This is a genomic window from Kaistella sp., from assembly GCF_032060305.1.
Taxonomy (GTDB): domain Bacteria; phylum Bacteroidota; class Bacteroidia; order Flavobacteriales; family Weeksellaceae; genus Kaistella; species Kaistella yananensis.
In genome coordinates this window covers 1-3,336 of sequence record NZ_DAMBHK010000089.1, presented here as the reverse complement: position 1 = coordinate 3,336, position 3,336 = coordinate 1, and the positions used below count along the sequence as shown (strand labels likewise).

5 protein-coding genes are annotated in these 3,336 nt (G+C 37.4%); 1 reads left to right on the top strand and 4 read right to left on the bottom strand.

Annotated features, from left to right (window positions below; translation table 11 throughout):
* Window positions 1-16 precede the first annotated feature (16 nt).
* The 4 genes from rpsB to V5N63_RS10475 all read right to left on the bottom strand — a co-directional run bounded on the left by rpsB (window position 17) and on the right by V5N63_RS10475 (window position 2,311).
* Window positions 17-784 carry a 30S ribosomal protein S2 gene (rpsB, locus tag V5N63_RS10490; RefSeq protein WP_088469672.1) on the bottom strand — a complete coding sequence of 256 codons (768 nt, stop codon included), beginning with the start codon at window positions 782-784 and terminating at the stop codon, window positions 17-19.
* Window positions 785-958: 174 nt separating this feature from the next.
* Window positions 959-1,345, bottom strand: coding sequence for a 30S ribosomal protein S9 (gene rpsI, locus V5N63_RS10485; protein ID WP_088469673.1), 387 nt, complete (start codon window positions 1,343-1,345; stop codon window positions 959-961).
* Between the two features lie 5 nt (window positions 1,346-1,350).
* Window positions 1,351-1,806, bottom strand: a complete 456-nt coding sequence (gene rplM, locus V5N63_RS10480; RefSeq protein WP_027376676.1) for a 50S ribosomal protein L13 — start codon at window positions 1,804-1,806, stop codon at window positions 1,351-1,353.
* A 172-nt stretch (window positions 1,807-1,978) separates the two neighbouring features.
* Window positions 1,979-2,311, bottom strand: a complete 333-nt coding sequence (locus V5N63_RS10475) for a hypothetical protein (RefSeq protein WP_265144972.1) — start codon at window positions 2,309-2,311, stop codon at window positions 1,979-1,981.
* 224 nt (window positions 2,312-2,535) lie between these two features.
* Here V5N63_RS10475 and V5N63_RS10470 point away from each other — a divergent pair.
* Window positions 2,536-3,336, top strand: an 801-nt coding sequence (locus V5N63_RS10470) for a cobalamin B12-binding domain-containing protein (RefSeq protein ID WP_332033898.1), incomplete at its 3' end; no start/stop codon positions are given.

The window sequence follows — 3,336 nt, the reverse complement described above, 5'->3', positions numbered from 1 at the left end:
TAGTGAAGATAAAATCTTATTCTGCAGCAGTATCGAAATCTGCATCAGCATCAGCTGATACTTTTTCTCCTTCTTCTTTAGATTTTTCTTTATCTGCTTTTCTTTGAGATAATCCGTCTTTAATAGATGATGAAACTACGCTCAGGATCATATCGATTGATTTAGAAGCATCATCGTTTCCAGGAATTACGAAGTCTACTTTTCTTGGATCTGAGTTTGTATCTACGATACCGAAAACAGGGATACCCAATTTTTTAGCTTCGGTTACTGCGATGTGCTCTCTCATGATATCAACAACAAAAATTGCTGACGGAAGACGCACCATGTCGGAAATTGAACCTAAGTTTTTCTCAAGGTTAGCACGCTGACGGTCAACCTGAAGTCTTTCTTTTTTAGATAAAGTTTCGAAAGTACCATCTTTCTTCATTTTATCGATATGGTTCATTTTCTTAACAGCTTTACGGATGGTAACAAAGTTTGTTAACATACCACCTGGCCATCTTTCTGTAATATAAGGCATATTAAGATCAGCAGCGTGTTTTGCCACAACTTCTTTCGCTTGTTTCTTTGTAGCTACGAAAAGAACTTTTTTGCCTGCAGAAGTAATTTTTTCCAAAGCGTTGCACGCCTCGTCTAATTTTACTGCTGTTTTATGTAAGTCTACAATGTGAATACCGTTTTTCTCCATAAAAATGTATGGAGCCATATTTGGATTCCACTTACGGGTCATGTGACCGAAGTGTACACCTGCCTCTAAAAGGTCTTTAACATTTGCTTTTGCCATGTCGCTTTTTTGTTTTTAGTTTACGTTCCGCTTTTTCGCAATCAACTTTTCTTTAGATGGGAGAAGAGTTTGGGTGCTAAACTAAACGGGGCATTTTTTGATTAGATAATAGAACCAAGAGCCAAGAACAAAGATTTTTGAAAGTCTCGAATCTCGTTTCTCGTTTCTTTTTGATTAACGTTTTGAGAACTGGAATCTCTTTCTTGCTTTCTTCTGACCTGGTTTCTTTCTCTCCACCATTCTTGCATCTCTTGTAAGCAATCCGTGAGGTTTCAATAATCCTCTGAACTCTTCGTTTACTTCGCACATTGCTCTGGAAATTCCCAGTCTGATTGCTTCTGCCTGACCTGTAATTCCACCTCCGAAAACATTTACTGTTACGTCGTACTGACCTACAGTTTCTGTCAACAAAAATGGCTGGTTGATTTTGTAAACCAATACATCAGTACCGAAATAGTCTTTAGAATCCTTTTTGTTAATCGTGATCACTCCAGAACCTGGTTTCACATAAACTCTTGCAACTGAAGTTTTTCTTCTTCCGATTTTATGAACTATTGACATATTAATTATTTGAATTCGTTAATATTAATAACTTTTGGCTGTTGAGCTTCATGTTTGTGTTCAGTTCCTTCATATAAATAAAGGTTGCTGAATAACTGAGATCCCAATCTGTTTTTTGGAAGCATACCTTTTACAGATTTTTCCAATACTTTTAAAGAATCTTTTTTCTGAAGTTCAAGAGCAGTCATCGACTTCTGACCACCTGGATATCCAGTATGCCAAATGTAAGTCTTGTCAGCCCACTTGTTCCCGGAAAGGGTTACTTTCCCAGCATTCAAAACGATTACGTTATCTCCACAGTCTGCGTGAGGCGTAAAATTCGTTTTGTGCTTTCCTCTCAAAATCTTTGCAACCTTAGAAGCTAGTCTTCCTAACGGTTGTCCTTCAGCGTCTACCACAACCCATTCTTTATTAGCGGTAGCTTTGTTAGCTGAAACGGTTTTGTAACTTAATGTATTCACACTTTTTCGTTTAACGATTAAACATAATTTTCCCTAAATAGGGTGTGCAAAGGTAAAGATTTTTTTTGGAACTGAAAATATTTTAGGAAAGAATATCCTAAGGTTTTGAAAATGATGGGGTTATTTCTTTCGTAGAACCACAGCGGTAATCTTTTTAATACGTTAAATCAGGCTAATTTCTGAGAGATTTCGAACTTTTGAAACTTGCAAAAATATAATACGCCACAAAAACCATCGAAAATTTAATAACAGAAGGAACTGCTTTTTCCAAATCAAAGAGAAAAATACCTACCACAACTAAAACTGCCATTCCCAAAAAAGAAATGCCCAGTTTTTGAGGCAAGGTGAATTTTTCGTCATCCAGAAAATACGCCATTCCCCACGCAGCACCGAATGCAAAACCATAATACAGATCCAGCGCCCAACCCTGACTTCCCAGAAGAAAATAATTCAGAAGAAAACTCACGAAGGTTCCGGCTAAAAAATAGATAATCGCGCGCTGCATAAAAATAATGTTTCCGCAAAAGTAAAGATTAAAAATTTGAAACCAACTTATTTATATGCTATGCGATGAATTTTGGTAATATATACAGGATTTTGCATTGCTTCTGAAAAAAGAGATTCTCATTCGATCCGTGTTTTATTTAATTCGTTAACAATCAAACATATATAAGCGTCTTTTAAGTTTTTAAGAATTGATTATATTTGAAATCTTACGAACATTCAATTATGGAAACCCAAAAATATTCTCCAAAAAACAAAATCCGTATCGTTACCGCCGCCGCATTATTCGATGGCCACGATGCTGCCATCAATATCATGCGTCGCGTTATTCAGGGAACTGGTGTAGAAGTCATTCACCTCGGACATGACAAATCTGCTGAAGAAGTTGTAAACTGCGCGGTTCAGGAAGACGCCAACGCAATCGCCTTAACTTCTTATCAAGGCGGTCACAACGAATACTTTAAATATATCTATGATCTCCTGAAAGAAAAAAACGCTTCTCACATCAAGATTTTTGGTGGCGGAGGCGGCGTTATTTTGCCTGAAGAAATCAAAGATTTGATGGATTATGGTGTGACCAGAATTTATTCTCCTGATGACGGCCGCGAACTCGGTTTGCAAGGAATGATCGATGATTTGGTGCAAAAATCCGATTTCCCGACTGGTGAAAACATTACCGTTCAAGATTTAGATAAAATTAAATTTGAAGATTCAAAATCAATTGCTGAAGTCATTTCCGCAGTTGAAAATTTCTCCGAAACTAAACCCGACTTGGTTAAGGAAATCGACGAAAGAGCAAAAGATTCGACCATTCCGATTATTGGAATTACCGGAACCGGTGGCGCAGGAAAATCTTCCTTAACCGACGAACTGGTTAGAAGATTTTTACGCTCCAATCCCGAAAAGAAAATTGCCATCATTTCCATCGATCCTTCCAAAAAGAAAACTGGAGGTGCACTTCTGGGAGATAGAATTCGCATGAATTCGATTAATGATTCGCGCGTTTATATGCGTTCTATGGCAACT